Source organism: Acidobacteriota bacterium (genome assembly GCA_016208495.1).
In the GTDB taxonomy this organism is placed as follows: Bacteria; Acidobacteriota; Blastocatellia; order Chloracidobacteriales; family Chloracidobacteriaceae; genus JACQXX01.
The window spans coordinates 43,334-50,995 of sequence record JACQXX010000069.1; the positions used below are offsets into that span (position 1 = coordinate 43,334).

The 7,662-nt window shown below is 53.3% G+C and carries 3 protein-coding genes; 2 read left to right on the forward strand and 1 reads right to left on the reverse strand.

Going from position 1 to position 7,662, the window contains the following annotated elements; all coding sequences use genetic code 11:
• Nucleotides 1–47 precede the first annotated feature (47 nt).
• Nucleotides 48–2,198, forward strand: coding sequence for a hypothetical protein (locus HY774_12735; GenBank protein ID MBI4749350.1), 2,151 nt, complete (start codon nt 48–50; stop codon nt 2,196–2,198).
• Between the two features lie 264 nt (nt 2,199–2,462).
• Here the strand turns inward: HY774_12735 and HY774_12740 are convergent, their stop codons facing one another.
• On the reverse strand, nt 2,463–6,575 hold the full coding sequence (locus tag HY774_12740; protein ID MBI4749351.1) for a hypothetical protein: 4,113 nt from the start codon (nt 6,573–6,575) through the stop codon (nt 2,463–2,465).
• Nucleotides 6,576–7,151: 576 nt separating this feature from the next.
• Between HY774_12740 and HY774_12745 the strand changes: the two genes are divergently transcribed.
• On the forward strand, nt 7,152–7,662 hold a 511-nt coding region (locus HY774_12745; GenBank protein ID MBI4749352.1), incomplete at its 3' end, for a hypothetical protein.

Consider the following 7,662-nt stretch of genomic DNA (forward strand, 5'->3'; position numbering starts at 1 on the left):
GCTTTTATCACGGTTGTTTCTTTGTCCCCAGTACAGAAAGGTTTTGTATGGAACCCATCTATCTCATTGCTGCAGCAGGAATTGTTTTTGCGTTGATTGTCTTTTTGATGGTCTTTAATTCGTTTTTCGTCAGTGTTGGTGCGACGGAAATTGCGATTAAAGAACGGCGTTACTTTGGTGAAAAAATGCCTCCCGGACGGGTGGTGGCAACGGCTGGTGAAGTTGGTATCCAGGCCGAAGTCCTCAAACCCGGATTACATTTCATCAAATGGCCAATGGAACGAATTTACAGCAAAGTCCCGCTGGTCTCGGTTGGCTCAGACGAAATGGGCGTTATCGAAGCCATTGACGGCGAGCCTTTGCCTCCAGGCCGAATCTTTGCCCCAGACCGGGCCCAAAATGCCCATAACAATTTTCAAGACCCGATTGCGTTCATCAAACAAGGCGGCGTGAAGGGAATCCAGTTGCGGACACTCCCGCCTGGACTATGGCCCATCCATCCGTATCTGTTTCGGGTTTCAATTGCCAAATCAACCATGATTCCACAGGGCAAAGTCGGCATGATCATCGCCGCTGATGGCAGCCCGCTCGATCCTGGTCGCCTGCTGGGAAAAGCGATTGAAGGTCACCGCAACTTTCAGGAAGCTGAACAATTTATCGCGGCCAATGGCCAGAAAGGGTCGCAGGTCGAAGTCCTGACGCCGGGGACGTATCGCATCCACACTGAATCCATTTCGTTTGCAGGTGAGAAAAAACCAGGGATTTTTACGGTTCGGCTCTGTGATGCCACGTTCATTACTGAAAATCAGGTCGGGCTGGTCGAGGCCCTCGACGGCTCGCCACTTGATCCACGCGATTATGTCGCCCAGCCAGTCGAAGGCCACGACAACTTTCAGGATGCCGACGAATTCCTCGCTCGCGGCGGTCAGCGTGGCCCGCAAAAAGACATTCTCCTGCCTGGGATTTATTACATCAACCCGTTGCTCTTTAAGGTCATTCCGGAAAAAGCCGGCGAAGTCAAACCCGGCGAAGTCGCGGTGATTGTTTCAAACGTCGGAAAAGATCCATCCGAAGAAATTCGACGGGCGATGGCACTCAAAGTTCGCACTCGCCTTGAGCACGAAGAACAAGAACAGGCCAGACTGATGGCGTCTAAACTCACCGGAACCGCGAAAAAAGCGACAGCGGCAGAGCTGGCAGCGGAGTTTCGGGTGAATGACCCGGCAGATGCGCGGCTTGATCAGGGGGCGCACGAAGCCTATGTGGTGCCCGAAGGCTATCGCGGAATTCAGGAAACGGTGGTTGGTCCAGGCCGCTATTACATCAACACGCTGGCCATCACCCCGATTATCATTCCCACCACCAACCAGACCGTCGAATGGACCGCCGAAGACATTGACAACACCTTTAACCCATTTGAAGTCATTTCAAAAGATGGGTTTACCATGCAGCTTGAAGTTCGGGTCGTCTTTCGTGTCAAGCCCGAAGATGCACCGTTTATGGTCGCCAAGATCGGCTCGATTGACCGGTTGATCAAAAATGTCATGCATCCGCTGATTGATTCGATTTTCCGCAACCAGGCTTCGGAATCATCCGCCATGGCCTATTTGCAAAATCGTCACGAAGAACAGGAACGCGCCGAAGCCCGTGTCCGGGCACATTTGCTCAAATACCACGTGGATGTAGTCAATGTACTGATTTGCCATATCCACCTGCCTGAAGAGTTGATGAAAACCCAGACCGAAAAAATCCTGGCCGAACAGCGTCAGAATATGTTCTTCGCCCAACGGGAGGCAGAAGACAAGCGCATTCAGCTTGAAAAGACCAAAGCCCATGCTGACAACCAGCGCGATCTGATGGCGGCCACGGTCGGCGTTGAAATCGCCACCAAACGCGCCGAACAACGCAAAGCTGAAGGCGAAGGCGAAGCGCACTTCATTTCGGCAACTGGTCGTGCTGAAGCAGAAAAAGTTCGATTGATGGGTGAAGCCCAGGGTGTCGCTTATGCCGAACAGGTCAAAGCCATGGGCCCACAAGGTGTGGCCTTGATCGAAACCTTGAAAGTGATTGGTGAAAAAGGAGTTCGCATCACGCCTGACGTGATGGCCACTGGCGGCCAGGGCGACGGGTCAGCCGGACTCGGCACGCTGCTCCTGCTCAACCTGTTCCGGGACCGCGTGGGTAATGGCGGGAAATAGGGTTCAGGGTTTGAAAACCAGGGTTCAGGGTTCAGGGTTCAGGGTTTGAAAACCAGGGTTCAGGGTTCAGGGTTCAGGGTTAGAAAGTATCGTTGAATTTTCTAGTGTCGAAGTTCGCAAATGGGGGGCTACAATATCTTGTAGACTCCAGTTGTGCAATCCAGAGCGACCCACTAAAAGACAAACAAAAAGTAAATTCGAAAACCCTGAACCCTGAACCCTGAACCCTGAACCCTGAACCCTAAACCCTGAACCCTGCAGTCCTCACCGGATTTTGCTCGGGCTGCGGAAGCGTCCAACCGTTGTTCCAGTGCCGTTTGGCAGGCCAACCAGCGCCCAACCGCCGGTTGGTACAAAGCGGCCCTGAATCCGGTGGTTTCCGGTATCGCCAATGACTAAAAATGGCATTCCAGCAAAAGGTCCAGTTGCAAATAGAGTTACCGTCACACCTTCAGCCCGGTTGACTTGACCGAGAAGTGATCCGGTCAGTGCCAGAGCCGTGGCATTGGCTGGATTTGCATTGAGAAACCGTAATACACGCGAGTTGCCAGTGTCGGCAATATACAAAGTTCCAGTGGTATCAATTGCAACTCCTTGCGGATTTTGGACTTGATTGAGCCCGACACCCCGCGAGGCAATAATTACCCCGGTGGTACTGCTTGTGACAGTATTGGCATTGTTGATTCTGAGAATCCGGCTATTGGAGTCATCGGCCACAAATAACCTGAAACTCAAATCAATAGCCAATCCACGCGGGCTGCCCACCTGACCGCTCCCGGCGCCGTTGGTGGCAATCACGACGCCAAATCCAGGGAGTCCTGCGTCAAATCGAAGCACCCGTCCGTTGCCAGTATCGGCGACATAGAGGTTGCCTTGTGGGTCATAGGCCAGCCCTTGCGGCGCCCGGACCTGGTCAAGACCAGAACCAACCGTGGCAAAATTCGCCCACGAAGTTCCGCCATCGGTTGACCATTGAATGCGGTTATTTCCGGTATCAGCCACGTAAATTCGCTGGCCGCTGGCATCAAAGGTCACGGCTTCAGGCGTTCGGAACTGACCATTGCCGGAACCAACTGTTCCTGGCCCAATCACGGACCATGTGTCGCCGTCAAATCGCTGGATTCGGTTGTTAAAGGTATCAGCCACCATCAGGATAGATCGCTCAAGACCACACACATCATAGATGATGGTCACCGTATCGCTGGCTGGACCACAGGGCCCTGGAGGATCATCCGCTGTCAATGTCAGCGTTACCGACCCGGAGGAAACTTCAGCCGGTGTCGGGGTATAGGTGGCATTCAGAGTTCGGTTGTCAGGCGTAAAAGTGCCGCCGCCGCCGCTCCAGGTGCCAGCCGTTCCGCTGCCGCCGATGACACCCGCCAGCGTAACCGCCGGTTGGTTGGCACAAACCGTTTGAGGCAAACCTGCATCCACGGTCGCAACCGGGTTGACCGTAATCGTGGCGCTCCCACCTTCGGTCAGGCCACAACCATTGGCATCAGTTCCAGATTGCAGACTGTATGTGGTTGTGGCTGAAGGCGAAACCATAAAGGTCAGCGGATTGCTCCCCATCTGGGTGCCGCCGCCATTGGTCAGTGTCGCGGTGTATGGCGCAACACCTCCTGACACCGTAACCGTCACCGCAAACGTTCCAGGACTATCGGCGCAAGCGGTCCCGATCCCACTGACCATGGCCGTAATTGGACCACACACTACCTGACAGGCTGAAAATTCAGACGAATTCCCGGCAGCATCGGTCGCAATCGCTGTCACAACGTGTCCAGTGGTAACGGCACCTGATAACGTCGCACTGAAGGTTGCGTTGTTACCAACCGTAGTGATGTTGGTAAACCCAAGAAACGTCTGCCCTTCCCCGTTTCCGGAACTGTCACAAGTCGGGTTTGAGAAAAATTCGATTCGGAAAGCTGTGTTCGCCGTGCTGTTGAGCATCCCGGTGACGATGGTATTGCCACCAGATGCCGTTGCCCCAGTTAACACCGGGAAGTTTTGCTGTCCGTTGACACCAAAATCATCATCATTCAGATCATTTGGGGTCACGCCATCCACCGTTGTAAACGAAGCCGCAATATCAATCCCGACACCTGTATTCGAAAAAATCGAATTGCCCAGAATTCGATTGTTGGCAGCACCTGGGCCAACCAGATGAACACCACCAATAAAACCATTCCCAGCAATTACATTCCCCTGGCCCGCAGACGTTCCACCAATGGTGTTGGTGTTGGCGGCAATCACGACCACGCCATAATCAGAGTTTCCAAGACCTGAAACGACGGCGCCATTGGCATCAGTCCCAATGTAATTTCCGGCAACGAGCATACCGCTGATGCCGCCGGCGTCAATTCGAACCCCGCCCCGATTGTTGCCGGAAATCACGTTGCGCTGTGCAACGGCGGAACCACCAATGGTTGTGGTCGAACTACTTGTATCAATGCCGTGAAAACTATTCCCCAAATCACCAGTTCCGGCGGCATTCACGCCAATGTAATTTCCGACAATGGTGTTGCCAGTCGGCGGAGTGGTAGTGTCAAAGTCAATGTCAATGCCGTGGCTGTTATTCCCTGAGATTATGTTGCGGTTGCCAACCGCACTTCCGCCAATGGTGTTATTGGTTGAATCAGACACCCGGATTCCATCCAGGAGATTGCCCAAATCAGTGTCACCAGCCACATTTGTACCGATGAAGCACCCCTCAATCTGATTGCTCGATCCGGTGCTGAGTTCAATGCCATATGCCTGAAAGCGATTGATGACCAGTCCCGAAATCACACAATTTGAAGCATCAAGCTGCAATCCCCGCGAAGCTGGTCCGGCGCCGGAACCATTGAGTTCGATTCGCAAAACCGCGTTATCTCCAACGGCAAGTGTGTTTCGCGAAGTACCCGACTGTGAGTACCCGTTGATGGTCAGCGTGTCCTGGATGGATGGAAAGTTGGTGCTTCCAGTCGGTGCAATCGTGTGCGGTCCGGCACCCGCAATCGCAAAGTTGATCACGTCAGATCCGCTGCTCGCATTGGCCTGCTGGATGGCCGCCCGCAAGGTGCAATTTCCGCTTCCGTCATTACAAACACCATCTGCCGTGTTGCTGTCAGCACCATTCCCAGTTGAATTGACCATAAAGGTGGCCATTGGCAGGGTTACCAATCGCATCAGCGGCACCTCACCGGTTTGAAACACCACCAGATCTTCCAGCCCATCACCGTTGATTTTGAGCGGCAACACATCCACAACTTCATTGAAAAGAGTAAGTTCAACCGGTTCAAATGTGTGCGCGGCACTGCCAGTCAAGAGGCGCATTCGACGGGTCGTATCGGTTGCCAGCAAATCCGCATAGGGCAGGCTCGATATTTTCACGCTGGTCAATCGAGCGACCTGCGAGCCGAGAAATCGTGTTTCATCACGCCAGTTACCGAGCGAACCAGTACTTTCCTGGATGGAGGCTCTGGTGGAGTGGCTGGCCATATCTCCAGTGAAGATATGGAGCGAACCGGCGGTATCCAGCACCGCCACATCCAGTGCCTGCCCTCCAGTAAAGTTGCCTACGGCCACTGAGGTCAACGCCTGGGGAAATGCTCTGATTTCAACCCGCGCCGGATGAATCGCCGCACTCACATCGCGACCTTCAATCACAATCAGGTTTTTTCCAGCAACACCGACAATATCAGCCCAGACGGAGCCGATGACATTTCCGAAGGCAATCTCGGTCACTGGGGATGGCACCGAAATCGTTTCGGGTTGTGTTTCAAGTCCACCTGCCGCCGAGTCAAAAACCAGAAAACACGCTCCGGCAGCATTTGTCACTCCAAGCATCACATCATTGAGCCCATCGTGTCGGTTAATCTGACCAACTTGAAACGCGGTGATTGAACCGGGAAGATTGACTTCCCGTGCTGAAAGCACATTTCCGCGCCCATCACCCACCAGCAGCCAGAGATGAGTGCTTCCGCGCCGGGTACAAATTACATCCTGATGGCCATCGCCGGTGAAATCTCCGGTTTCGACACACATTGGGGCTTCAGGCATATTTGCCGCAAGCATTCCTGGAAAAAAGGAATCGGTCTGCTCAACTTCAGTTTCGGCCAACCCGCCGCCAAACCCCGCTGGATTCCCCGGATGAATTTTGATCATGCCACCGGTTCCAGTGCTCCAGGCAGTTACCAGATCCGGGATGCCATCCTCATTCAAATCAGCGCTTGCCAGAGCCAGCGGAGTTTCCGAACCACCAGACCGTGCCAGTTCCACCACATCTCTGCGCGAGGTCTCAACTCCCTGACTGAGCTTGAGATACGGGTGACTGCGGCCTACACCTTCAATGGGTATTTGTTTTAAACGACGGTTGACCGAAGACACGAATTTCACGGTCCTGGCTGAGATTTTAGTTGAATACTTGTCTGAACAGTGGTTCATACCTGCCATAGCCAGGGCAGAGCCAATGAACAAAACACAAACCATAAACAATTGAACGAAGGGTCGCATAGCGTAAAACTCCTGTGAGGCCGGATTCTGGGTTTCGGCAAATACAGCTCTTTTCAAATGATAGGTGGGCTCAGGAGGGAGGAATTTCTGGTAAAAAGAAAATTGCCAAACCGTGTCTAAAACGTGGGTCCATCTTCAACTTCGCCCACGTTCAGGACGCAATTTGGCAGGTATCGAATGCTTTCTCGAGAACCATCATGTATTCGACATTCTCAGTCCAAATCAAGATAATGGAAGAGTTTTTCGACCAACGGCCTGTTTTTTCAATCAGTGGCCTGTTTTTTCGATGAACGGTTGGTTCACAGGCCATCTCTCAGTCAGTCTTGTAACTGTTTGGTTGATTTATAGGCAAGTACATTGTAATATAGTCAGGTATAAAACACTTTGGACTGGGCAATGGAACCTGGTGATGTGGACTCAGACGCGACAAGCACATCGGGGTCAAGTGAGAGAGGTGATATGCGACGAGCCTGCAAAGTGACGCTGAAATTTGCAACCGAAACCAAGCGGCGCAAGATCGCGGCGCTGCTGGAAGCGTACCGAGCGGCGGTCAATTTCTATATCCGGTCGCTGTGGGAGACACCCGGCAAGCTGGATAAAGCGACGCTGGGCAGGCTCACTGATACCCGGCTCTCGGAACGGTTGAAAAGTCAGGCCCTGAAGCAGGCGCTTGAAATCGTGGTCGGGACAAAGAAATCGGCGAAGGCGCTGGGCACGGTGGCACGCTGTCCGGTGTTTACGGGAAGTGCGGTGCTCGATGCCAAGATTGTGTCGGTGGAGGTGGGACGGGGCAGCTTTGATCTGGTGATCCGGGTGTCGTGCCTCAAGAAAGGCGAGCGGATTTCGATTCCGACCAAACGAACGGCTGTTTTGAATCACTGGCAAGGGATGGAGGGGGCTCGAATGATTCAAGGGTGCGCGCTGTCGGAGACTGGAATCGTAGTGTGGATTGAACTCCCGGATCTGGAGC

What these genes read in the sequence shown, in the direction of transcription:
- HY774_12735 (MBI4749350.1), top strand. Translation starts at nt 48, where the DNA reads ATGGAACCCATCTATCTCATTGCTGCAGCAGGAATTGTTTTTGCGTTG.